A 22218-nucleotide genomic window follows, 5' to 3' on the forward strand; every position below is an offset into this window, starting at 1 on the left:
TCAGGTCCTGCGTTGGGTGCCGCTCGAGTACTGGGCGTACCCGACGAGTTACCCATGTGCGGGCGAGATCAATTGTCGCGTCAGCGAAACCGACGGCGGTGCCACCTCGCTGATCCCCGCCGCTTCGTGATCTACGTCCTACTCGGACGGGCGCGGTTGGCGGCGAGCACGGCAATACGGCGAAATCTGGCACAGGTTCCGGTGTGGCGTGGTCTAGGACTCATTGTTCTCGGCTGTCTCCGGCGTAGTCTTACTACGTCACGTCGTAGATATGCAGGAGGCCGGCTTGAACGCCTTGGACATCTCCCGATGGCAGTTCGGCATCACCACCGTCTATCACTTCCTCCTGGTGCCGCTGACCATCGGGCTCGCGCCGCTGGTGGCCGCCATGCAGACGGCGTGGGTGATCACCGGTAAGGAGCACTGGCTGCGGTTGACCAAGTTCTTCGGCAAGCTGTTCCTGATCAACTTCGCGCTCGGTGTCGCGACCGGGATCGTGCAGGAATTCCAGTTCGGGATGAACTGGAGTGAATACTCTCGTTTCGTCGGTGACGTGTTCGGCGCCCCGCTCGCGCTGGAGGGCCTGGTCGCCTTCTTCATGGAGTCCACCTTCCTCGGACTGTGGATCTTCGGCTGGACCCGATTGCCGAAACTTGTCCACCTCGGCGCGATGTGGATGGTCGCGATCGGTGTGAACGCCTCGGCGTACTTCATCGTCGCCGCCAACTCGTTCATGCAGCATCCGGTCGGCGCCAGGTACAACCCGGCGACCGGACGCGCGGAACTCGACAGCATCGTCGCGGTGCTCACCAATAACACGACGTTGGCGGCCTTCCCGCACGTCGTCGCCGGATCCTTCCTCACCGCAGGCACTTTTGTCGCCGGCATCGCGGGCTGGTGGATGGTGCGCAACGCGCGCGGCGGCGACGACGCGAAGCAGGCCGAGGCGCGCACGATGTGGCGACCCGCGGCGCGGGCGGGCATCTGGGTGATGCTGGTGTCGCTGGCCGCGCTGGTCTACACCGGCGATGTCCAGGGCAAGCTGATGTTCGAGCAGCAGCCGATGAAGATGGCCTCGGCGGAGTCGTTGTGCCACACCGCGACCGACCCCGACTTCTCGGTTCTCACCGTTGGTACGCACAACAACTGCGACAGCGTCACGCATGTGCTCGAAGTGCCGTACGTGCTGCCGTGGCTGGCCGAGGGCGAGTTCACCGGCGTGACGCTGGACGGCGTCGTCGACCTGCAGAAAACCTACAACGAGCGGTTCGGTGTCGGCGACTACCGGCCGAACCTGTTCGTCACCTACTGGTCCTTCCGCGCCATGATCGGCCTGTCGGCGGGCGCGGCGCTGCTCGCGCTTGCCGGACTCTGGCTCACGCGCCGCGGCAGGGTGCCGGACCAGCGCTGGTTCTCCTGGCTGAGTCTGCTCGTCATCCCGACGCCGTTCCTGGCCAACAGCGCCGGCTGGGTGTTCACCGAGATGGGCCGCCAGCCCTGGGTTGTCGTGCCGAATCCGACCGGTGATCCGAACCTGCGACTCACTGTCCAGCAGGGGGTCTCGAACCATTCACCCGGCGTCGTGCTCTTCTCGCTGATCACCTTCACGCTGGTGTACGGCGCGCTGGCGGCGGTGTGGTTCTACCTGATGCGCCGGTACGTGATCGCAGGACCCGAAGCGCCCACGGCTATCCGGCCCAGTGCTGGCGAACCGGACGACGACACGCAGGAAGGAGGCCGCTCCCGTGTCGACGACGTTGAGCAGCTTTCGTTCGCCTACTGAAGCGTGCCGAACTTGTTCGGCACCCTCCTTCGCGGGTGTCCCGTGCCGTTGTCGGGCCGAGGTCCCTGCTTCGTCGAGCTCACTTCCACCAGACCACCGACAAGTTTGTTCGAGGCAATTCAGGAGCCGGCGATGAGTTTGCAAGAGTTCTGGTTCGTGCTGATCGGCGTGCTGTTCACCGGCTACTTCGTACTGGAGGGATTCGACTTCGGCGTCGGCATGCTCATGCCGGCGCTCGGCAAGGGATCCGACGCGCGTCGGCGCGTGGTGCTCAACACGATCGGGCCCGTGTGGGACGCCAACGAGGTCTGGCTGCTGACTGCGGCCGGCGCGATGTTCGCCGCCTTCCCGGAGTGGTACGCCAGCTTGTTCTCCGGCTTCTACCTCGCGCTGCTGCTGCTGCTCGTCGCGCTGATCCTGCGCATCTGCGCCATCGAATACCGCGGCAAGATCAACGATCCACGCTGGCGTGCCCGCTGCGACATCGGCATCGGCATCGGTTCTTGGATACCGGCCATCGCTTGGGGCTGGGTGTTCGCCAATGTGGTGCACGGGGTTCCGCTGAACGAGAAGAAGCAGTTCGCGGGCACGGTGTGGGATCTGTTCGGGCCGTATGCCTTGCTCGGCGGGTTGGTCACGGGGTTGCTGTTCGCGCTGCACGGCGCGATGTTCCTGGTGCTCAAGACCGATGGGGAAGTGCGTGACGACGCGCGGCGCACGGCCCGGCTACTGCTGGTGCCTGCCACGGTCGCGGTCGGCGCGTTCGGGCTGTGGACACAGCTTGCCTACGGCACCGAATGGACCTGGATTCCTTTGGCGCTGGCCGTGCTCGGGCTCGCTACCGCGGTGGCGGCCGATCTCGGCCACCGCGACGGGTGGGCATTCACCGGGACCACGGTGACCGTGGCGGCCGCCACCGCGCTGCTGTTCGGGGCGCTGTTCCCGAATGTGCTTCCCTCGAGCCTCGATTCAGCGTTCGACCTGACCATCCACAACGCCTCTTCGACGCCCTACACCCTGAAGGTGATGAGTTGGGCGGCGGTGCTCGTTACCCCGGTTGTGCTGGTCTACCAGGGCTGGACGTACTGGGTGTTCCGGAAGCGGATCACAGTCGAGCAGATCCCCGCTCCGGTCGGCCTTCCGCTGGGACCCGTGAAGGACTGACGCCATGGCCCGTCCTCCGATCGATCCGCGCCTGTGGCGGTACGCCCGCTCGGCCCGCCGCTACCTGATGCTGAGCATCGCGCTGTCGCTGGTGATCACCGGTTCGATCGCGGTCGCGGCGGTCATGCTCGGACGGGTCCTCGCGGGAGTTGTCACCGACCCCGGCCGCCGCACCCTGAGCGCGTGGACGCTCGAGCTGGCCGTGCTCGCGCTTGCGATCGTGGGCCGGGTGCTCGCCACGTGGATCCAGTCCAGGCTGGCGCACCGGGCGGGCGCGAGCGTGGTGGCGGAGCTGGAAACCGCGGTACTCGCCGCCGGCGCGCGGTTGACTCCGCGCGAACTCGATACTCGCCGTACGGAATTGGCGGTAGTCGTCGGCACCGGGCTGTCCGGACTGCGCGGCTACCTGGTCGGCTATCTGCCCGCCCTCCTGCTCGCGGTCCTCGTCCCGCCGATCGTGCTGGCCGTCATCGCGCTGCACGACCTGACCTCCGGCGTGATCGTGGTGCTCACGCTGCCGCTGATCCCGGTGTTCATGATCCTCATCGGGTTGCTGACGCAGGGTAGGGCCGAGGCCACGCTCACGGCGACGACCCGGCTTTCGGATCAATTGCTCGATCTGTTCGCGGGCATGCCGACGCTGCGGGCGCTCGGCCGCGAGATCACCAACGCGGAATCCTTTTCAGCAGAGCCTTCCTGGCAAGTTCGGCATCGTGGCGACGGTTCGAGTTCGCCGGAGAGCGGTGCGGGCACCATGCGGTATCGCGTGCGGGATCTCGGCGAGGCGCTGCGGCAGCGCACTATGCGTGCCCTGCGCGTCGCCTTCCTGTCTTCGATGGTGCTGGAGATGCTCGCGACCCTGAGCGTGGCGCTGATCGCGGTCTCCATCGGGCTGCGTCTCGTGTCCGGCGAGATGAGTTTGTACGCGGGCCTGGTCGTACTCGTGCTGGCCCCGGAGGTGTATCTGCCGCTTCGGATGGTCGGCGAGCGTTTCCATGCCGCACAGGACGGAATGGCGGCCGCGGACAAGGCATTCGCCGTCCTCGAGTCGGCACCCGACGCGTCGGATACGTCCGGTGGTTTCGCACCGGACGATTGGGCAGCCGGATCGATCGAGCTGCGGGACCTGTCGCTCCGGGCGCGCGACGGGGCCGCTCCCGCGGGGCTGTCGGCTGTTTTGCGGCCTGGCGCGGTCACCGTGCTGACCGGCCCCAACGGCAGCGGGAAATCGTCGGCGGTGCAGGCGATCCTCGGTCTCCTCGCACCGGAGCGTGGCTCGGTGACCTGCGACGGCGTCGACGTACGCGACCTCGACCCGGACCGCTGGTGGGCGCGCGTGGCGTGGCTTCCGCAGCGACCGGTGCTGGTACCGGGAACCCTGCGGAACAACCTCGAGCTGCTCGGCGCACGAGCGGTGCGTCCCTCCACCCGCGGGCCGGCCCGCGTTCTCGACGACCTCGAAGCGGCCTGTGCCGCTACCGGTTTCGATGCCGTGCTCGATGATCTGCCCGACCGCTGGGACACCGTGGTCGGTCCCGGCGGCGTGGGTCTGTCGCTCGGTCAGCGCCAACGTCTCGCGCTGACCAGGGCGCTCGCCGCGGACCGCCCGATCCTGCTGCTCGACGAGCCGACCGCGCACCTGGACGCCGTGAGCGCTTCGACCGTGCTCGCGGCGCTGCGGGAGCGGGCGCGAGCGGGCGCGACGGTGGTCGTCATCGGACATCACCCCATGGTGTTCGCCGCGGCCGACTACGTCGTCCAGGTGCGTGCCGATCACGGAGCGGCGGTGGCTCGATGAACGCGCCGTTTACACGAGATTTCTTTCGCGACACACATCGAGGCCGGCGCGGGCCGGAAAGCAGGCGTGCGGCGACGGGCACGGCGCGGACCGCTCCGCGCGGTGCGGGCAGCACCCTGCTCGGCGACCTGCGCCGAATGTGGGCGCTGCTGGAGCTGCCTCCCTGGCGGGTCACGGTGGCGATCGCATGGGGTGTGCTCGCGCTGGGCAGCGGCCTCGGTCTCGCGGCACTGGCCGCCTGGCTCATCGCCCGCGCCTGGCAGATGCCGCCGGTGCTCGATCTGAGCATTGCTGTCGTCACGGTGCGCGCGCTCGGCATCTCCCGCGGCCTGTGCCGCTACCTCGAACGCCTCACCACCCACGATGTCGCGCTGCGGGCCATGACAACGGCGCGTACAACGGTCTACCGCACGCTGGCCCGTTCCGACTTCTGGCTGCGCAGGCCGGGGATTTCCGGCAGCGACTCCGAGCGACTGCGATCGGGTGTGTCTGTTGATGCGAGTGCCGGCCGGGCCGCAGTGAACGATGTGGCCGGCGGTGCGGTAGCGGAGCGGTCGAGCAGTAGTGGTCCCACTCCGCCACGCAGGGGGGATCTCCTCGTGCGGATCGGCAGCGATATCGACGATCTCGGCGCGGTCGTGGTGCGTGCGTTCGTGCCCGTCGCGGTTGCCGTCGTGCTTGCCGTCGCGGCAGTGGGCCTGCTGGCGACCATCTCGGTGGGTGCGGCCGTGATACTGGCCGGGGCGCTTGCGCTGTCGGGCGTCGTCGCACCGTGGCTGTCGGCCAGAGCGGCCGGCGCGGCAGAACGTGCCGTGCGCGCGGACCGTGCCGAGTTCACCGCGCAGGCCCTCACGGTCCTCGACCACGCGCCCGAGCTGCGTGTTGCCGGGCGCCTGGACGCTGCCATGGGCGCCGCCGCGGACGCGTCGCGCCGGGCTGTCGCCGCGGAAGACACCGCGGCCTCGCGCGGCGCGTGGTCGGCAGCGGCCACGCCACTCTCGATCGGCGTCAGTGTCCTCGGTGCCCTGCTGATCGGTATCACGCTCTACGGCCCGCACGGCGGGACGGCAGGTGCGATGACCCCGATGGCACTGGTCGTGCTCGTCTTGCTGCCACTCTCGGCTTTCGAGGCGGTCGGCACGCTGCCCGCGGCGGCGCAGGCGCTGACAACCGCCCGCGCGGCGCTGCATCGCCTGGTCCCCTTCGAAGGTGAACCGGCTGCCCGCGGCCCATGGAGCACCGGCTCGCCGGGGACCGATCGGCCCGACTGCGGCCCTGCCGCGGCGGCTGTGGTCGGTCGGTCGGTCGGTCCTGCCGCGGTGGAGTTGCCGGAGGGGCGCAGGGTCGCCGTCGTCGGCCCGAGCGGTGCCGGGAAGACCACCTTGCTGATGGCATGGGCGGGACTGTTCGACACTCCCCGTCCCGGTGTCACCTTCTTCGCCGAGGACGCGCACCTGTTCGGCACTTCCGTCCTGGAGAATCTGCGGGTCGCCCGCGGCGACCTCACCGTCGCGGAGGCCGAAACCGCCGTGCGCGCAGTGGGTCTCGGCAACTGGCTGGATACTCTGCCGGACGGCGTGCACACCGACCTGGTCGGGGGAACGACCGCCGTCTCGGGCGGCCAGCGCCGCCGCATTCTGCTCGCACGCGCCCTCGTCGCGCCGGCCCGAGTGTTGCTGCTCGACGAACCGACCGAGCATCTCGAGGCCGAAGCCGGTGCCTGCCTGCTGCGGGATCTGCTGGACGCCGAAAGCGGCCTCGTCGGACCGGACCGGACCGTGGTTGTCGTCACGCATCAACTGCCACAAGATCATCGAGCCGACACAGTGCTACGGGTCGCCGCGTCGGGCCAGGTGACAACTGATTTTCTGGCTCAGGGCGTGCCCGTTTCGGCTCAGCGAGAAATTCCGTTGCCGACGCGCTGACACCTCGCTAGATTCGTTCGTACACGAGGAAGGAGGTGGTTCGAAGAATGGTTATTCATAGGACACGTGAGGTGGCTGTCCGCTAGCGCCACCGCTGCAGGGGGATTCCGCCCGCGCGAGCGCTGAGCGAAATCCAGGCAGTCACCCGACCCCCGAGCTCCGGTCTGTCCGACCGGACCTGTGCGATGTAACGCCGCACCGGTATGGCTCGGGGGTCGTTCCCTATTCAGGGCTCGGCGGTAGGCGTCGGCAGCGCCGCAAGCAACGCACCACCGGACCGCTTTTCCGTCGGCTGCCTGCGACGACTCAGCCGATATACCGCTTAAGGCGGGCCGAGAGGTGGGGCTCGAGGGGCCCGTCGGCTACGACCCGTTCTTCGACGTAGGCCAAGTCGCCGCCCTCGACGATGCCGTAGAGGCGTTTGGCGCCGCCGACCACGATGCCCGATTGGCTGCGGATCACCACGTCGGTGGCCAGTTCCCAGGACGACTGGGTAAGGGCCTGACCGTAGAACAGCTCGACGATGCCGGTGCTGTGGGTGAGTAGCAGCTCGATGACCTCGTCGTTGCCGTCGATGCCGACCCGCCAGAAGCCGCTTTCGCGTAGGTCGGGGCCGCTGTAGTCGCCGTCGGAGTCGATAACCCAGGAACGGGATTCCCAGCAGAGGTAGTCGCCGCCGTCGTGCGAGACGACAATCTGCTGGCCGAACCGGTAGTCACCGCGCTCAGGATCGTTGCCCTCGCCTTCGCCGCGCCACACACCGACCAACGGCAGTAGCGCGAGCATCGAGGAACTCAGGTCGGGCCCGAGCCGCAGGTTCGCGGTGTCGTCGGGCAGCGGAAGCTCCGGTAGGACCGGAATGTTGCGGGCGCCGGTCGATTTCGCCCGTTCTGCGGCCTCGGCGACGACCCGGTCGCTGCCGAGGCGACCAGGGGAGTCGGCCGGAGCGTTGCCGTTCAGTTGTTCGCTCGCTCGCTCGGCCGGGTTGGAACCTTCGCTCGCGAGTTCGCTCATGATTCCGTGAAAAGCCGGTAGAAGACGTACAGGCCGAACCAGCCGATCAGTACGGCCACAGCCACCAGCAGAATCTCGAAGAAGACGACCACGTTTGGAGTCTAACGACATCCGTGCCGCCACACGCAAACGGCCCCGGTGCTTCCCGTCATAGGCGGCGGTCGGACGTTCGTCCGTCCGTGCGCTCTGAGCGGCGGCGGAGATGTTCGTCCGTCCGTGCGCTCTGAGCGGCGGCGGAGATGTTCGTCCGTCCGTGCGCTCTGAGCGGCGGCGGGGACGTTCGTCCGTCCGAGCGCTCTATGGGAAGACCGGGGCCGTGTGCTCGCGTGCGGTCGATTACTTGGCGACCGCGACGTCCACAGTGTGGATGCCTGCGCCCTCGGGACGAACCTCGGCGGAACCGTTGCCCGAGGAGGACAACGCCCGGACGGTCCACACGCCAGGAGCGGCGAAGAACCGGAAGTCGCCGGTGCCCGAGGCGACGACCTCGGCGGTGAAATCACCGTTGCCGTCGAGCAGGCGCACAAACGCACCGCCGACCGGCTGACCGTCGATGCTCAGGACACGGCCGGTGATGACCGTCTCCTTCTCCACGTCGACCCCAGCCGGGATGGCCTGACCTTGAGTAGGTGCTGCACACATGTTGATTACTCTCCCAACGCGATCGGTGCGCCGACGAGGGAGCCGTACTCGGTCCAGCTCCCGTCGTAGTTCTTGACATTCTGGTGGCCGAGCAGCTCCTGCAGCACGAACCAGGTGTGCGAGGAACGCTCACCGATACGGCAGTACGCGATGGTGTCCTTCTCGCCGTCCAGGCCGGCTTCCTGGTAGATCTCGGTCAGCTCGGCGTCGGACTTGAAGGTGCCGTCCTCGTTCGCGGCCTTGCTCCACGGCACGTTGATGGCGCCGGGGATGTGGCCGGGACGCTGGCTCTGCTCCTGCGGAAGGTGCGCGGGCGCCAGGATCTTGCCGGAGAACTCGTCCGGCGAACGGACGTCGACGAGGTTCTTGCTGCCGATGGCCGCGATGACCTCGTCACGGAACGCCCGGATCGATACGTCGGGCGCGGACGCCTTGTACTGGGTGGCGGGGCGGTCCACGGCCGCGGTCGACAGCGGACGGCCGTCCAGCTCCCACTTCTTGCGGCCACCGTCGAGCAGCTTGACGTTGTTGTGGCCGTACAGCTTGAAGTACCAGTAGGCGTACGCGGCGAACCAGTTGTTGTTACCGCCGTACAGGACGACCTCGTCGTCGTTCGAGATGCCGCGCGCCGACAGGAGGTCGGAGAACTGCTCCTGGTTCACGAAGTCGCGACGAACCTGATCCTGCAGGTCCTTCTTCCAGTCGAGCCGGACGGCACCCTCGATGTGCCCACCGTCGTAGGCGGAGGTGTCCTCGTCGACCTCGACGAAGACGACGCCGGGGGCGTTGAGGTTCTCTTCGGCCCAGTCAACGGAGACCAGGACATCGGAGCGAGCCATTGTGTTCCTTTCTGAGATGACGTGCAGGGTCAGTTCGATGCCGGGGACCCGGCGGTGTGCGCGTCAGGCGCGGAGGCGGCAGCTCGCGTAGCCACGAAGGGCTCGCGAGGACCGCCAGCCGGACCAGTCCGGCGGAGGCGGGCGACCAGCGGATAGATCTGGCAACCCAGGCAGATCCCGAACGCCGCGTTCAGGAACGCCGCGAACAGGGCGAAGCCGGCGAATATCGCGCCGACGATTGTGGAGCCGAGCGCGAAGCCCAGCAGGCTGACGGCCGCGAAGACGAAGCCGAGCAGTTGTGCGAACCGCAGAGGGGCCACGGGCTCGGTCTCGCTGGTGGGAGCAAGACGCGGCGCGACCAATGTGGCGTAGATCCGGCCGTACGGGTGGCGGCGCGGACCGAAGGCGGCGCCGACCACGAAGACGATCGCCTGCAGGGCGATCAGTACCGCCGCGGCGGCTGGGGAGAACGCGGCGGCGAGGAGGACGAGAACCAGGACGACGGTGGTGACCCAGGCGGTGAACCGGGGACCGCGGACATCGACTTGTGCGGCGCGATCGGCGAGATTTTGGGAAGTGCTACTGGTATCGGTGGACATTGTGCGTACTCCTGCGCTGAAAATGTCGAATGACTGGAAAGTCGCCAGTCCGCCGGGGGATCTACGAGATCACTCGCGCGGCAGACAGAGGTCGGCGTCAGGAAATCCGGGGAAGCCGACCGATCAGCGGCACAGGCAGCAACAACCACCGAGCCGACACAGATCCACTGTGCGGCGTCGGGTGAGCATCAGCTCGTGGTTGGAAAGCACGAGAGCAGTTTACCCAATTCGGCAGGAGAATTGGACCGGGGGTGGGTCATAGCCGTCAGGGGGGCTTGTCATCGCAGCTCAGGCGGCCACGGTGAGCGGCTCCAATGCGGAGTGCAGATCCATGGCCTTCGGCACGCCGGAGATCCGGAACCGCTCCCGCCCTGCGCTGTCGAAGACGAAAGTGGTGGGCAGGGAGAGGACGTTCAGTTCGCGCGCCAGCGCCGGTTCCGCATCGACGTCCACTTCGATATCCAGCGGCGGCTGCGGCGATCGCGCCAGCTGCTCTGTGACATTGGCAACCACCCGGCGAACAGCGGAGCACGGGCCGCACCAATCGGCGGAGAAATGCAGTACCGCCGGACCGGAACCGGTCACGCCGACGTCTGCGAGCAACTCGGCGCGCGTCGAGTCGGACATCTCGTTGGCATTGACGTTCGCCGCGCGCACTCTGCCTTCGCGACGGCGTAGCAGAACGCCGACCGCCAGTGCGGCGAGCAGCACTACTGACAGAATTGCGATGTTGATCATGGTCGCTGCAATCGGTCGAGGTCGATCGTGACGTTCACGCCCTTGCCCTCCACCACGATCTGCCCGCCCTGGGCGGACACTTTGGTGGGCCGGACACCGAACGGCAACTCCTTCGTATCGATGGTACGGGTGAATCGGGCGAGCACCGCAGGGCGATCGGTCTCGGTGATCAGCGCGATCGGTGTGTTCTCGGTGCCGGGGGCGCCGCGGTAGAAGCCGGTCGCCACGATCTTCACCTGATCGCCGTCGAGCAGCAGATCGGCCTGCACGCTCACCTTTTCGCCACCGAACTGGGCGCCGGGGGTATCGGGCAGGGTTCCGGTGAGCACCAGCGCGCCCGTGGTGGTCATGCCGGATCCGCCCGATCCGCCGGTTCCGTCGGATTTGTCCGCGGGACGTGAGTGCACCTGTAGGTCCGGGATGTTGAACAGCCTGCCGAGTTCGGTGGGCTCCACCCGCAGCCTGCTGTCCACCCGCTCGACCGGAACTCCACGCAGACTGCCGTCGACCAGCTCGCCCACCGGCAGCCGCACGCCGGTCAGCGTCGCCTCCAGCGCGATCTCGCCGGGAATGTCCAGGCGCTTGGCCCGCGCCCGGATCTCGACGTTGTCGTAGCGGCTGTCCCAGGCCTGGCCGACGAATGGGAAGCCGTGGATAGTCACCTCGGGGTCGGCGGTGAGATCGGCGCCGTCGCGCAGCGCGCGTGAGACGCGGTACTCCGAATAGGCCGCGGTGCCGAAGTCGACGACGACCGCGAGTCCCGCCAGACACAGCAGGCCGATGATCAGCTTGCGCATGTGCTAGGCCGCCTCTCCGCGTTTCTCGCCGGCCGTGGGTGCCGTGAGAGCTGCCTCGTGGGCTGGCGGTCGAGTATCCGGCTGGGTTTCGGCCGTACCCGGTGAGTTACCCATGCACGCACGATATCTGTCGTTGCGTTGTGGAGCTTCCGGGAGTCGCCCGGAGCGGGTAAAGCACCCGGAACGCGAGGTCACTCGCACTAGCGCGCTAATCTTGCATCCGATTACCTGTGATCAGCGACTTGGGCACGCGGCATAGTCGCTGAGCCCACGGAGCTACGAGATGGGAGGAGGCGCTGTGGAGCTGCTCCTGCTTACCTCCGACCCCAACCCCGAGTCGGTGTTGCCGTCGCTGGGGTTGCTCGCGCACAACGTCCGTCCGGTGCCCACCGAAGTGGCGTCGCTGCTCGAGGCAGGCTCCGCGGATGTCGCCTTGGTGGACGCACGTACCGATCTGGCCGCGGCTCGCGGCCTGTGCCGCCTGCTCGGCAGCACCGGGTCGTCTGTGCCGGTGGTCGCGGTGGTCACAGAGGGCGGCCTGGTCGCGGTGAACGCGGACTGGGGCCTCGACGACATCCTGTTGCCCGGCACCGGGCCCGCCGAACTCGACGCCAGGCTACGGCTGCTGGTCGGGCGCAACGGCGGCGTCGCGAGCCCGGAGACCACCGGCAAGATCACCCTCGGTGAGCTGGTGATCGACGAGGGTACCTACACCGCGAGGCTGCGTGGACGCCCGCTCGATCTCACATATAAGGAGTTCGAGCTGCTGAAGTACCTCGCTCAGCATGCGGGCCGGGTTTTCACTCGCGCGCAGTTGCTGCAGGAGGTGTGGGGCTACGACTTCTTCGGCGGCACCCGCACGGTCGACGTGCACGTGCGGCGGCTGCGCGCCAAGCTCGGCAGCGAGTACGAGTCGCTGATCGGCACGGTCCGCAACGTCGGGTACAAGGCTGTGCGACCGTCTCGGGCCGCGGCCAAGGGCGAGCCGGTCAGCTTTCCGGAGGGCGACAGCGAGGGCACCGACGACTCGCCGCTCGCCCCGGTCAACGGTTCCTTGCAGTGAGGCGGCAGGTCGCCGCGTGATCTCCGGTAGTCCGGTGATAACCATGTGTCGTTCGGCCGACGGAGAAATGCGGGCCGCACCGATGACGTTGCCTGAAGCGGAACCCCGAACGGGGTTCGATGGCGCGAGGAGTGGAGTCCGATGAGCGGCGTGACAACACAGTGGACCGAACGTCCGGATGCGAACGCGGCAAGGGCGATTCGTGAACTGGTCGAGCGAGCCGCCGCCTCCGATGGTGTCGCGCCGATCTCGGAACAGGCGGTGCTCTCGCTGACCTCGTCCGAGGCCACGGGCACGCGCCATCTGCTCGCGCTGCGCGATGGTGTGCTCGCCGGCTACACCAATCTCGTTCCAGCACACGGCGAACATCCGGCGATGGCCGAGGTGGTCGTGGACCCGCCCGCACGCGGACACGGTATCGGTACTGAACTGGTCTCGGCCGCGCTCGCGGAAGGCGGCCCTGGCGCGCGGGTCTGGGCGCATGGCGATCGGCCCGCCGCCGCAGCGGTGGCGGCCCGGCTCGGTCTCCGCACGACGCGTGAACTGTGGCAGATGCGACGTGCTCTGGCAACGTCTGAGCTACCAGATCTGGTGATGCCGGACGGCATCGTGCTGCGCACCTACACCGGCCCCGCCGACGACGCGGAGGTACTGCGGGTGAACGAAGCCGCCTTCCATTGGCATCCCGAACAAGGGGGATGGACCGAACGCGACATCGAGGTTCGCCGGGCGGAGTCCTGGTTCGACCCGAAGGGACTGCTCCTCGTCGCCGACGCGAGTGACCCCGACCGCCTGCTCGGATTCCATTGGACCAAAGTGCATTACGAGGAGAACCCGCCGGTCGGTGAGGTCTACGTGGTCGGCATCGATCCAGTGGCGCAGGGCCGTGGACTCGGCCGTCTGCTCACGCTGGCCGGCCTGCGCCATTTGCGCGACCGCGGTCTTCCCGAGGTGTTGCTGTACACCGAGGCCGACAACACAGCCGCCGTGCGGACCTACACTCGCCTCGGATTCGCCCCCGCACACGTAGATATCGCCTACGCGGTGGCCGAGAGTGAATAGTGGGCGCCACGCGGCAGGCGTCGAGTAAAACTGGGGCAAACATCACACCTGGCGACCTCGATAGCGCTGGGCTGTTCACTCTCTGTTCACTCAGGTCGGTCGAACTGTCAACCACGTGACTTTAGGTTGAAGGAGGGCAGCACGCTGCTGCCCGGTGCGCAAGTTCCCGCGAACAGCACCACAGCACCCGTCCGGGCCGGTGAGGGACCGGGCGAGTTGGACACCATTCCGGAGGAATAGTGAAACTCGAGCGCAGCAGCGCCCTTGTGGGCGTGCTTGCCGTCGGCGCGATGACGCTCGCCGCCTGTGGCAGCGACGACAACACCGCGACCGACACGAGCAACGTCGCCAAGGTCGACGTCGCGTGTGGCGGCAAGGAGGCCCTGAAAGCCAGTGGCTCCTCGGCGCAGAAGAACGCGATGGAGCGGTTCATCGCCGCCTACGAGAAGAACTGCGACGGTGCCACGCTCAACTACACGTCGAGCGGCTCCGGAGCCGGTGTGAGCGAGTTCCTCGGCGGCCAGACCGACTTCGGCGGCTCCGACTCGCCGCTGAGCTCGAAGAAGGACGAGCCGAAGAAGGCCGCCGATCGCTGCGCGTCGCCCGCTTGGAACCTCCCGACCGTGTTCGGCCCGGTCGCGATCACCTACAACATCGACGGCGTGACCGACCTCGTGCTGGACGGCCCGACCGCTGCCAAGATCTTCAACGGCGCTGTGACCACCTGGGATGCTCCCGAGATCAAGGCGCTGAACCCGAACGCCAAGCTGCCGTCCGAGCCGATCGCCGTGATCTTCCGCAGCGACGAGTCCGGGACCACGGACAACTTCCAGCTCTACCTGGACGCCGCCTCGGACGGAGCGTGGGGCAAGGGCGCCGGCAAGGCATTCGCCGGTGGTGTCGGCGCGGGCTCGAAGGGCAACGAGGGCACCTCGGGCGCGGTGAAGGGCACCAAGAACGCGATTACCTACAACGAGTGGTCCTTCGCTAAGGCGCAGAACCTGTCGATCGCACGGATCGTCACGTCGGCGAGCAAGGATCCGGTGGCGCTGAGCGTCGAGTCGGCGGGCAAGGCGATCGAGTCGGCGCGGATCTCCGGTCAGGGCAATGATCTCGTGATCGACACCTCCTCGTTCTACAAGCCGTCGGTGGCAGGGGCGTACCCGATCGTGATGCCGACATACGAGATCGTGTGCTCCAAGTACAGCGACGCCGCAACCACCAAAGCGGTGAAGGCATTCCTCACCTCCGCGGTCAGCAACGGTCAGCAGGGTCTGGACGAGGCCGGGTATATCCCGATCCCGGAGCAGTTCAAAACCAAGCTGACCACCGCCATCAACGCCATCTCCTGATAGCAATCCGATGACCGTGCACGACGAAGTTACCGCCGCTGGACCGTCGGACTCGACCGACCAGCGGCCGGGCGGAGATACTGCGCACATGCCGAACAAGCCGAGCATCGAACCGGCCACCACGGGCGGTCGCCGTCACAGCCAGCGTGCGGAGATCATCTTCCGTTCGCTGGCGACGACGGCAGGAGCGATCATTGTCGCCTCCATCGCCCTGATCGCGCTGTTCCTGTTGATCAGAGCGGTGCCTTCGGTATTGGCGAACGACGCGAACTTCTTCACCAGCGCAGAGTTCAACACCTCGGACGCCAACCACCTGCGGTTCGGTATCCGGGATCTGTTGATGGTGACGGTGCTCAGTTCGATCTTCGCGTTGGTGCTGGCTGTTCCGATCGGTGTCGGCATCGCGTTGTTCTTGACGCACTACGCGCCGAAGACGCTGGCTCGACCATTTTCGGTGCTCGTAGATCTGCTCGCGGCGGTTCCTTCGATCGTGTTCGGTCTATGGGGGATTCTGGTTCTCGCTCCGCAGTTGGAGCCGACGCAGAACTTCTTGAACGACAAGCTCGGATGGCTGTTCCTGTTCTCGGACGGCAATATTCCACTGGCCAGCGGCGGCACGATCTTCACCGCGGGCGTCGTCCTCGCCGTGATGATCCTGCCGATCATCACGTCGGTCAGCCGTGAGGTCTTCAACCTCACACCGCGCGCGCACATCGAGGCGGCGCAGGCGCTCGGCGCGACGAAATGGGAAGTCGTTCGGATGACCGTGCTGCCGTACGGGCGAAGCGGCATGATCGCCGGAGCGATGCTCGGCCTCGGTCGAGCGCTCGGTGAGACGATCGCCGTTCTGATCGTGCTGAAGACTGCCGCGCAGGCCGGGCACTGGTCCGTATTCGACGGCGGTTACACCTTCGCGTCCAAAATCGCCTCAGCCGCCGCGGAATTCAGCGATCCGCTGCCGACCGGCGCGTATATCGCGGCAGGCTTCGTGCTGTTCGCGCTGACCTTCGTCGTGAACGCGCTGGCGCGACTGGCCGCGGGCGGAAGGGTGAACGGGTGATGACCACGTCGACATTGGACAGGCCGATCAAGGCCCCGGCCTTCCGGCAGGTGAGCGTTGCGCGCCGGGTGCGCAACAACATCGCGACGGGATTGGTCTGGCTGTCGTTCGCCATCGCGCTGGTGCCGCTGGGCTGGGTGCTGATCCTGGTGGTCACCAAGGGTTTCCACGCGGTAGTCCGCACGAACTGGTGGCAGAACTCGATGAAGGGCGTGTTGCCCAATCAGTTCGCGGGCGGCGTCTACCACGCGATCTACGGAACCATCGTGCAGTCGCTGGTCGCGACGGTGATCGCGGTGCCGCTGGGAATCATGGCCGCGATCTATCTGGTCGAGTACGGCCGCGGGCTGCTGGCCAGAACCACGACATTCATGGTCGACATCCTGGCCGGTGTGCCGTCGATCGTCGCGGCCCTGTTCATTTTCGCGCTGTGGATCGCGACGCTCGGCTTCCCACAGAGCTCCTTGGCGGTTTCGCTCGCGTTGGTGCTGTTGATGCTGCCGGTGGTCGTCCGAAGTACCGAGGAAATGCTCAAACTGGTGCCAGACGAACTGCGCGAAGCCTCCTACGCCCTCGGTACTCCCAAGTGGAAGACGATTCTGCGGATCGTGGTGCCGACCGCGCTGCCCGGCATGATCAGCGGCATTCTGCTGGCCATCGCCAGGGTGATGGGTGAGACGGCTCCGGTGCTGGTGCTGGTCGGCTACAGCAAGTCGATCAATATGAACATCTTCGACGGCAATATGGCGTCGCTGCCGTTGCTGATCTACCAAGAGCTGGCCAATCCCGAAGCCGCAGGACGGGAGCGCGTCTGGGGTGCGGCATTGACGCTCATTCTCATCATCGCCTTCCTGTACCTGGCGGCGGCGGTCCTCAACCGTCTGCTCACGCGGAACCGATAGAAGCGGAACGGATTACCGAAATGGCCAAGCGGATCGACGTCAAAGATCTGAACATCTTCTACGGCAAGTTCCACGCCGTGTCCGAGGTGTCGCTGAACGTGCTACCGCGCAGCGTGACCGCGTTCATCGGTCCCTCCGGCTGTGGCAAGTCCACAGTGCTGCGTTCGCTCAACCGCATGCACGAGGTAACCCCGAACGCTCGCGTCGAGGGCGCGGTTCTGCTGGACGGCGAGGACATCTACGGCTCGCAGGTCGACCCGGTCGGCGTGCGCCGCACCATCGGTATGGTTTTCCAGCGGCCGAACCCCTTCCCCACCATGTCCATCAAGGACAACGTGGTGGCCGGACTCAAGCTGCAGGGCGTGCGCAACAAGAAGGAACTCGACGAGGTCGCCGAGCGCTCGCTGCGCGGCGCCAACCTGTGGAACGAGGTGAAGGACCGCCTGGACAAGCCGGGCGGCGGCCTCTCCGGCGGCCAGCAGCAGCGTCTGTGCATCGCGCGTGCCATCGCAGTGTCGCCCGACGTGCTGCTGATGGACGAGCCCTGCTCGGCGCTGGACCCGATCTCCACCCTGGCGATCGAGGACCTGATCACCGAGCTGAAGAAAGAATTCACCATCGTCATCGTCACCCATAACATGCAGCAGGCCGCGCGCGTGAGTGACCAGACCGGCTTCTTCAACCTCGAGGCGCAGGGCAAGCCGGGCAAGCTGATCGAGATCGACGACACCGAAAAGATCTTCTCCAACCCTTCGCAGAAGGCCACGGAGGATTACATCTCGGGCCGCTTCGGCTGATTTCGACCACCGAGTACTTTGCTCGCAACAACAGAGTTCTGGGCGGTATCGACTGCCCAGAACTCTCGTGTTCCCATCGGCGCAGTGCGATCGAAACACCGCCTACGACCTCCCCGTGGGAGCCCGCCGACCGGATTTGTGCCAGACGGGCTCGCTGGAAACGACCCCGTCGTCGCGGACGTGGCAATAGGTCTTCTCACGCCTCGGTATCAGGATCCGGAGGGAGGACTCCGGTGACCAGGAAGATGACGCGGCGGCCGATTTCGACGGCGTGGTCGGCGAAGCGCTCGTAGTAGCGGCCGAGCAGCGTGATATCGACGGCGGCGGCGACGCCGTATTTCCAGTCCCGGTCCATGATCAGCGTGAAGAGGTGGCGATGCAGGTCGTCCATCGCCTCGTCGTCCTCGTTCAGCTGGGCGGCGCGCTCGGGGTCGCGAGTCTCGAGGACCTCCTTGGCGCCGGCGCCCATGTTCACCGCGATGCGGCCCATTTCGGCGAAGTAGCCGTTGACCGCCTCGGGCAGCGCGTGGTTCGGGTGCCGCCTGCGCGTGACCTTCGCCACGTGCAGCGCCAGCGCGCCCATGCGGTTCACGTCGCCGACGATCTGGATCGCGCTCACGACCTGCCGCAGATCACCCGCCACGGGCGCCTGCAGCGCGAGCAGAGCGAAGGCCTTCTCCTCGGCGTCCTGGATCAGGTCGGCAATCCGGTCGTGTTCGCTGATCACCTGCTCCGCCAAGGTGAGGTCGGCCTGGAGCAGCGACTGGGTTGCCCGGTCCATGGCCGACCCCGCCAGACCGGCCATCTCGCCCAGCACGTGGGCGAGATCGGCCATTTGCTCGTTGTAGATGACACGCATGAGATCAGACCCTAGTTCCCGGCGCTGACCAAGTCACCAACAACGGATGAATGACCGGTGCCGCGTGTTCGCCGGTGCGTTGCCGCATGTGGCGAGGCCCACCGGCCCCAGATGCGATCCTGGCATCTACGCGTCGAACCGACCGGCGACATGTGATGCGCATCGCACGGCGGACGTGCGGCCCGGGGCACTGGGTGCCCGCGTATCGAGGGTCCGCGATGTCGACGACCGGTCCTACTTGCAGATGTCTTCGGCGGCGTTGACGTGCTCGAGGTCGGAGGGAAGGTTGACCGGCGTCGTGCCGGCGGTCGAGCTGACCGGCACGTTGGTGATCGGATCGCCTACCGGAACCGGGCTCGTTACCGTGCCGGTGAAGTCGGTCCCCAAGACAACCTCGATGATGCCACCGAGATCGGACGCCTGCTCCAACGTCGTGCCCGGAATCGCACTGGCCACCGTCGCAGCCTCCGCCTCGTGTCCAGCCGCGTACCGGATCTTCGACGTCGTCGCGGTGCCGTTGGAGTAATTGCCCGTGTTGTAGATCTGGAAGCCCTGATTACCCAGCTTCGTCGACGCCTTGTTGGCCACGCCTCCGACGCCGGAGGCGTTCGAGACCAACAGCGACACCGTGCTCGGATCGACCGCGGTCAGCTTCGGCGGTGCGGGTGGAGCTGTCGTGCTCGACCCTGGGGCGGGCGCCACCTTCTTCTCGCCGGGCAGCGGCTGGTCATCGATGACCGCGCGGAAGATGGCCTTGATATCGGACTCGCGGGGAATCTCGTTGCCGTAAGAGGTGGTGCCTGCGGTCGGGATGGTCAGGAAGGTCACCGCGCCCGCGTCGACCTTTTGCAGTGATCGTCCGAGCGTCAGCAGGTCGTTCGTATCGACCTGGTCAACCCACGTGTGCTTGGTGAACGCGTCGATGAAGCCGCGCAGCTTGCCGGGGTCGAACAACACTTTGCTGGACAGCGCACCGCGCAGCAGCGAGGCAAGGAACCGCTGCTGCCGGTTGATGCGGTCGTAGTCGCTGCGTTCCTCACCGTAGACATGCCGGGCCCGCACATAGTTGAGCGCGGTCTCGCCGCTGATGTGCTGCATACCGGGGTTCTCGAGGACCGTGCCGAGAATCCCGTCGACGATTGGCTTGGAGGCGCACACGTCCACGCCGCCGACCTGGTCGACCATCGCCTCGAATCCGGCGAAGTCGATGCTGATGAAGTGGTTGATGCTGAGCCCCGTCATCTTGGAAATGACGTTGAACAGGCACTTCGGGCCGCCGAGGGCATAGACGGCGTTGAGCTTGTCGCCCATGGCCGCAGGGAAGACCTCGTTGGTGTAATTGATTTTCTCGTTGTCCCAGCCATTGCACCGCGGCCGGCTCACGTCGAGGTCACGGGGGAACGAGACGACCACGACCCGCGATCGGTTCTTGGGGATATTCACCAGCATGACGGTGTCCGCCCGGGAGCCCTCGGCATCGTCGGTCGACCCCGCGCCGAGCTGCCCGTTGGCGCCCACACGGGTGTCGGTACCGACGAGCAGGAAGTTCTCGTCGCCGAGTTGCGCGCCCGAGTCGACGACGTCCTCGGTGTTGTCATCGAGCGCGGAAACCTGGGTGAAGCCGTTGGCGGTGGAACGCAGGTAACTCCAGCCGCCGCCGGTGGCCAGCAGAACGAGGACGGAGACACCTGCCACCGCCGCTCGGCCCGCGGTCCGCATGCGCGTCTTCCGGCGTTGCCGGGCGGCTTCCAGTCGGGATTGCGACGGCGCACCGACCGCTTTCGGCTTGACGGCCTTGGATTCCGTCGTGGGCCAGCCCGAGCCTTTGCGTTTGGCACGCGTCGGCTCAGTCAGCGGTGGGAGGACGTCGGTAACTTCTTCGGCCGGTTCCGGCTCGGGCCGGGTGCCGGGCTCGGGGCGCTCGGCGGGACGCCGGCTCCCGGCTCGCGAGGTCGGCGTGGCGTGCTCGCCGGCGATGTCCTGGACCACCGGCGAACTGCCGGTGTGCCGCGGCGCGGGCGCGTCGGGTGGGCGACGCGGGCCTGCCGCGCTGCGACCATTGGCGGGTTCCGGTGGGCGGCGGGCGCCGGGCTCGGCGGGCCCTGGCGGAGCAGCCTGCCGTGGTGTCGGCTCGGTGCGGCGGCCCCGTGCCGGTGGCGGGCCGGCGTCCTGCGGTGTCGGCTCGGTGCGGCGGCCCCGTGCTGGTGGAGCGCCCGCGTCCTGCGGTGTCGGCTCGGTACGGCGGCCCCGTGCTGGTGGAGCGCCCGCGTCCTGGGGCGCGGCTGCCCGGCGACCCCTGCGCCCGCCACGCTCGTTGTCGACCCGCTGGACGAGATCCTGGACCGTGAGCGGCGCGGAACTCTGGTCATGGGCGGCATCGGTATGTCGTGAGCGCCGGGACGCCTGTTCGGCGTCTCGTTCCGGGTAATCCGCCGCGGGATAGCGCTCCCACGGGGCGCGACCTCCGGGCCGTGGCGAACGCCCGTGCCGATCGTCACCCACCAACGAACCTCGCTTTTCGTCTTGCTTTCCGCCTCGGGCCATAGTTGACCGGCAGCACCGATCCCGCAATGATAACGATTCCGCCACGGCGGGCCACCCGAGTGCGAAATCGAAGAGATCGCGTCGTCGTCGGAACAGCCGGTTCGCTGCGGGGTTGCGGGATCAGCCGCCGCTGTGCATCACGTCGGCGGCCTGCGGCACCGCCGGATCGTCCGGATCGTCGAGCCAGCCATGCGGCAGCGCGACCTTGCCCGGTGAGCCCTGACGGCCGCGCGGTCCTTCGGCGTCCTTCGGAAACGGCGCGGTCGGATCGAGTTGTCCGACAAGGTCTTCCAGCTCGGTGAGACTGGATACGGTGGCGAACGTGCGCCGCAGATCAGCGCCGACCGGGAAGCCCATCAGATACCAGGCCATGTGCTTGCGCAGATCGCGCATGGCTTTGTCTTCGCCGAGATGTTCGGCGAGCAGCGCGCCGTGCCGATACAGCACGTTGCCGACCCGGCCCAAGTCGGGCGCGTCGGGCAGCGGCTCGCCGCGCAGCGCGGCCTGGAGTTCGGCGAACAGCCAGGGCCTGCCCAGGCAGCCGCGGCCGACGACCACACCGTCGCAGCCGGTCTCTGCCATCATGCGGACAGCGTCGGTGGCGGCGAAGATGTCGCCGTTGCCCAGCACCGGGATCGCCGTGACGGCATCCTTGAGCCGGGCGATCGCGGTCCAGTCCGCCTGACCGGAGTACCGTTGTGCGGCCGTGCGCGCGTGCAGCGCGACCGCTTGCGCGCCTTCGGCTTCCGCGATGCGGCCCGCGTCCAGATAGGTGCGGTGTTCGTCGTCGATACCGATGCGGAACTTCACAGTCACCGGGACCCCCGCCGGTTCGGCGGCATTCACCATGGCGGCCACGATGCGGCGGAACAGGGTCCGCTTGTACGGCAGCGCGGCCCCGCCGCCGAGCCGTGTGACCTTGGGCACCGGGCAGCCGAGGTTGAGGTCTATATGATCGGCCCAGCCCTCGCCGACGATGATCCGCACGGCCTCCCCGAGGGTGGCCGGGTCGACGCCGTAGAGCTGCATAGAACGCGGATGTTCTTCGGCGTCGAAGGACATCATGTGCAGCGTCTTCTCGTTGCGTTCCACCACGGCCCGCGCGGTGATCATCTCGCACACGTAGATGGCGGTCGGGCTGCCGTACTCCCGGCACAGCTTCCGGAACGCCAGGTTCGTGATCCCCGCCATCGGAGCAAGCACCACCGGCGGATCGACCGGGTAGGGGCCGATTCGGACGCTTGCTTCCCTCAGGACATCGGACTGCACGACCCCCATTT

19 protein-coding genes are annotated in these 22218 nt (G+C 67.1%); 10 read left to right on the forward strand and 9 right to left on the reverse strand.

The genetic code is table 11. The annotated features are described in order from the left end of the window. The first annotated feature begins 286 nt into the window (after positions 1 to 286). From OH799_RS27535 to cydC, 4 genes are all read left to right on the forward strand, one after another. The gene (locus tag OH799_RS27535) at positions 287 to 1783 is read left to right on the forward strand and encodes a cytochrome ubiquinol oxidase subunit I (protein ID WP_406269808.1); all 1497 of its coding nucleotides are present in this window, start codon (positions 287 to 289) and stop codon (positions 1781 to 1783) included. A 132-nt stretch (positions 1784 to 1915) separates the two neighbouring features. Continuing rightward, positions 1916 to 2947, forward strand: coding sequence for a cytochrome d ubiquinol oxidase subunit II (gene cydB / locus OH799_RS27540; protein WP_406269811.1), 1032 nt, complete (start codon positions 1916 to 1918; stop codon positions 2945 to 2947). Positions 2948 to 2951: 4 nt separating this feature from the next. After that, a complete protein-coding gene (locus OH799_RS27545; protein ID WP_406269814.1) occupies positions 2952 to 4745 on the forward strand; it encodes an ABC transporter ATP-binding protein/permease in 1794 nt (597 codons plus the stop codon). A gap of 137 nt (positions 4746 to 4882) precedes the next feature. Beyond that, positions 4883 to 6670 (forward strand): thiol reductant ABC exporter subunit CydC, encoded by a 1788-nt coding sequence (cydC, locus tag OH799_RS27550; RefSeq protein WP_406282661.1) that lies wholly within the window; start codon positions 4883 to 4885, stop codon positions 6668 to 6670. Between the two features lie 306 nt (positions 6671 to 6976). Here the strand turns inward: cydC and OH799_RS27555 are convergent, their stop codons facing one another. The 6 genes from OH799_RS27555 to OH799_RS27580 all read right to left on the reverse strand — a co-directional run bounded on the left by OH799_RS27555 (position 6977) and on the right by OH799_RS27580 (position 11299). After that, positions 6977 to 7684 carry an FABP family protein gene (locus OH799_RS27555; protein ID WP_406269818.1) on the reverse strand — a complete coding sequence of 236 codons (708 nt, stop codon included), beginning with the start codon at positions 7682 to 7684 and terminating at the stop codon, positions 6977 to 6979. Between the two features lie 336 nt (positions 7685 to 8020). Next, positions 8021 to 8326 carry a DUF1416 domain-containing protein gene (locus OH799_RS27560; protein ID WP_406269821.1) on the reverse strand — a complete coding sequence of 102 codons (306 nt, stop codon included), beginning with the start codon at positions 8324 to 8326 and terminating at the stop codon, positions 8021 to 8023. A 5-nt stretch (positions 8327 to 8331) separates the two neighbouring features. Continuing rightward, positions 8332 to 9165 (reverse strand): sulfurtransferase, encoded by an 834-nt coding sequence (locus OH799_RS27565; RefSeq protein ID WP_357263064.1) that lies wholly within the window; start codon positions 9163 to 9165, stop codon positions 8332 to 8334. 29 nt (positions 9166 to 9194) lie between these two features. Further along, positions 9195 to 9764: a DUF4395 domain-containing protein gene (locus OH799_RS27570; RefSeq protein WP_406269824.1), complete on the reverse strand. Its 570-nt coding sequence runs from the start codon at positions 9762 to 9764 to the stop codon at positions 9195 to 9197. 288 nt (positions 9765 to 10052) lie between these two features. After that, positions 10053 to 10502, reverse strand: a complete 450-nt coding sequence (locus OH799_RS27575; RefSeq protein WP_406269829.1) for a thioredoxin family protein — start codon at positions 10500 to 10502, stop codon at positions 10053 to 10055. Further along, entirely contained in the window at positions 10499 to 11299 is an 801-nt protein-coding gene (locus OH799_RS27580; protein ID WP_406269832.1) for an LmeA family phospholipid-binding protein, read from the reverse strand. The genes OH799_RS27575 and OH799_RS27580 overlap by 4 nt, the downstream gene beginning before the upstream one ends. Positions 11300 to 11597: 298 nt before the next feature. Between OH799_RS27580 and OH799_RS27585 the strand changes: the two genes are divergently transcribed. From OH799_RS27585 to pstB, 6 genes are all read left to right on the forward strand, one after another. Next, positions 11598 to 12362: a winged-helix domain-containing protein gene (locus OH799_RS27585; RefSeq protein ID WP_406269835.1), complete on the forward strand. Its 765-nt coding sequence runs from the start codon at positions 11598 to 11600 to the stop codon at positions 12360 to 12362. Between the two features lie 141 nt (positions 12363 to 12503). Continuing rightward, a complete protein-coding gene (mshD, locus tag OH799_RS27590; RefSeq protein ID WP_406269838.1) occupies positions 12504 to 13424 on the forward strand; it encodes a mycothiol synthase in 921 nt (306 codons plus the stop codon). A gap of 239 nt (positions 13425 to 13663) precedes the next feature. Then, complete coding sequence (gene pstS, locus OH799_RS27595) at positions 13664 to 14776, forward strand: phosphate ABC transporter substrate-binding protein PstS (RefSeq protein WP_406269841.1); 1113 nt, start codon at positions 13664 to 13666, stop codon at positions 14774 to 14776. Positions 14777 to 14786: 10 nt separating this feature from the next. Next, positions 14787 to 15836 carry a phosphate ABC transporter permease subunit PstC gene (pstC, locus tag OH799_RS27600; RefSeq protein ID WP_406269844.1) on the forward strand — a complete coding sequence of 350 codons (1050 nt, stop codon included), beginning with the start codon at positions 14787 to 14789 and terminating at the stop codon, positions 15834 to 15836. After that, the gene (pstA, locus tag OH799_RS27605) at positions 15836 to 16738 is read left to right on the forward strand and encodes a phosphate ABC transporter permease PstA (protein ID WP_406269847.1); all 903 of its coding nucleotides are present in this window, start codon (positions 15836 to 15838) and stop codon (positions 16736 to 16738) included. Before pstC ends, pstA begins: the two co-directional genes overlap by 1 nt. 20 nt (positions 16739 to 16758) lie before the next feature. Then, positions 16759 to 17535: a phosphate ABC transporter ATP-binding protein PstB gene (pstB, locus tag OH799_RS27610; RefSeq protein WP_406269850.1), complete on the forward strand. Its 777-nt coding sequence runs from the start codon at positions 16759 to 16761 to the stop codon at positions 17533 to 17535. A gap of 196 nt (positions 17536 to 17731) precedes the next feature. Here the strand turns inward: pstB and phoU are convergent, their stop codons facing one another. The 3 genes from phoU to dusB form a co-directional block, all read right to left on the reverse strand. Next, entirely contained in the window at positions 17732 to 18394 is a 663-nt protein-coding gene (phoU, locus tag OH799_RS27615; protein ID WP_406269853.1) for a phosphate signaling complex protein PhoU, read from the reverse strand. 234 nt (positions 18395 to 18628) lie between these two features. Beyond that, positions 18629 to 20896, reverse strand: a complete 2268-nt coding sequence (locus OH799_RS27620) for an LCP family protein (RefSeq protein WP_406269856.1) — start codon at positions 20894 to 20896, stop codon at positions 18629 to 18631. 162 nt (positions 20897 to 21058) lie between these two features. Further along, entirely contained in the window at positions 21059 to 22207 is a 1149-nt protein-coding gene (gene dusB / locus OH799_RS27625) for a tRNA dihydrouridine synthase DusB (RefSeq protein ID WP_406269859.1), read from the reverse strand. Positions 22208 to 22218: the final 11 nt, after the last annotated feature.

The sequence above is a fragment of the Nocardia sp. NBC_00881 genome, from assembly GCF_045207455.1.
Classification (GTDB): Bacteria; Actinomycetota; Actinomycetes; order Mycobacteriales; family Mycobacteriaceae; genus Nocardia.

Bases quoted from the DNA above. Each gene is read 5' to 3' on its own strand.
- pstA (WP_406269847.1), top strand. From the start codon at position 15,836: ATGACCACGTCGACATTGGACAGGCCGATCAAGGCCCCGGCCTTCCGG.
- OH799_RS27565 (WP_357263064.1), bottom strand. From the start codon at position 9,165: ATGGCTCGCTCCGATGTCCTGGTCTCCGTTGACTGGGCCGAAGAGAAC.
- OH799_RS27575 (WP_406269829.1), bottom strand. From the start codon at position 10,502: ATGATCAACATCGCAATTCTGTCAGTAGTGCTGCTCGCCGCACTGGCG.
- mshD (WP_406269838.1), top strand. From the start codon at position 12,504: ATGAGCGGCGTGACAACACAGTGGACCGAACGTCCGGATGCGAACGCG.
- OH799_RS27580 (WP_406269832.1), bottom strand. From the start codon at position 11,299: ATGCGCAAGCTGATCATCGGCCTGCTGTGTCTGGCGGGACTCGCGGTC.
- phoU (WP_406269853.1), bottom strand. From the start codon at position 18,394: ATGCGTGTCATCTACAACGAGCAAATGGCCGATCTCGCCCACGTGCTG.
- OH799_RS27555 (WP_406269818.1), bottom strand. From the start codon at position 7,684: ATGAGCGAACTCGCGAGCGAAGGTTCCAACCCGGCCGAGCGAGCGAGC.
- pstC (WP_406269844.1), top strand. From the start codon at position 14,787: ATGACCGTGCACGACGAAGTTACCGCCGCTGGACCGTCGGACTCGACC.
- OH799_RS27545 (WP_406269814.1), top strand. From the start codon at position 2,952: ATGGCCCGTCCTCCGATCGATCCGCGCCTGTGGCGGTACGCCCGCTCG.
- OH799_RS27570 (WP_406269824.1), bottom strand. From the start codon at position 9,764: ATGTCCACCGATACCAGTAGCACTTCCCAAAATCTCGCCGATCGCGCC.
- OH799_RS27560 (WP_406269821.1), bottom strand. From the start codon at position 8,326: ATGTGTGCAGCACCTACTCAAGGTCAGGCCATCCCGGCTGGGGTCGAC.
- cydC (WP_406282661.1), top strand. From the start codon at position 4,883: ATGTGGGCGCTGCTGGAGCTGCCTCCCTGGCGGGTCACGGTGGCGATC.
- cydB (WP_406269811.1), top strand. From the start codon at position 1,916: ATGAGTTTGCAAGAGTTCTGGTTCGTGCTGATCGGCGTGCTGTTCACC.
- pstB (WP_406269850.1), top strand. From the start codon at position 16,759: ATGGCCAAGCGGATCGACGTCAAAGATCTGAACATCTTCTACGGCAAG.